This window comes from Oleiphilus sp. HI0066 (assembly GCF_001635725.1).
This window is the reverse complement of the sequence record NZ_LWFH01001417.1, coordinates 1-982: the sequence shown is the minus strand read 5'-3', so window position 1 is coordinate 982 and position 982 is coordinate 1. Positions and strand designations below refer to the sequence as shown.

The following is a 982-nucleotide window of genomic DNA, read 5'->3' as shown; positions in this document are numbered from 1 at the left end:
CAGAACGAGCTTATGCTTCATTCGTGGCGTATCCATATCTTGCTTTGCCAGCGGTTGAATTTGTTTGTCGTGAACCAAAAGCTTGTAGATATATTCAATTTTATCGTCTTGCTTATCATTCGCTTCAAACTTTACAACGCCACGCTTCTCGCAATACATCACCCCAATGCGAATAGCTTCTTTTAAAAGTTCAGCTTCGTTTTTTAGTTTTTTTATAGCCATGCTGCTTCCTCTTTGATGAAGTTCTTCGAGTTACGCGAAACGTTGTTTTAGATATTCATATACCGCTCGTAAGCCCAATGCTTCACCTCCAACTGGACGGCTTGGGAGGCCTCTGAGGTTCCAAGCCATGACGTCGAAATGCACCCAAGGGGTTTCATTGCTAATGAATTTTTCGAGGTATAGTGCAGCTGTGATAGCGCCACCGAATCCGGTTTCTGCTGAATTCAGGGTATCGGCAAAATGGCTTTTAAGCATGTCGTTGTAGGCTTGGTGCAACGGTAGGCGCCAAATAGGATCTAAGCAATCTAGAGCGCTTTCGTTGAGTCCTGCAGCCACTTCTTCATCGTTACAGAAGAAGCCAGGGAGTTCTGTGCCCAGTGCTACGCGGCATGCGCCGGTCAATGTGGCAAAGTCAATAATCAGCTCGGGGCTTTCGCTACATGCATCATCCAATGCATCGCAAAGAACTAAACGACCTTCAGCGTCGGTATTGTCTATTTCGACCGTAAGGCCTTTTCTAGATTCAATAATATCGCCGGGTCTAAATGCATTACCAGATATAGCGTTTTCAGCCGCAGCAACGAGAACACGTAATCGAATTGGAAGGTTTTGTGCCATGATGAGCTTGGCCAAGCCAAGCACGTGTGCAGCGCCGCCCATATCCTTTTTCATCTGACGCATGAAGTTGCCAGTTTTAATATTCAGACCGCCACTATCAAAACAGATACCTTTACCAACTAGTGTAATAGCTGGCGCGTCT

Annotated in this window: 2 protein-coding genes; both read right to left on the bottom strand. The window is 45.8% G+C overall.

The window, feature by feature from the left end; translation table 11 throughout:
• Nucleotides 1-222 (bottom strand): DUF5062 family protein (locus tag A3738_RS21535; protein ID WP_068763846.1); only part of this gene is annotated, 222 nt, incomplete at its 3' end.
• Nucleotides 223-252: 30 nt separating this feature from the next.
• A partial coding sequence (locus A3738_RS21530) for a M17 family metallopeptidase (protein WP_197473956.1) occupies nucleotides 253-982 on the bottom strand: 730 nt, incomplete at its 5' end.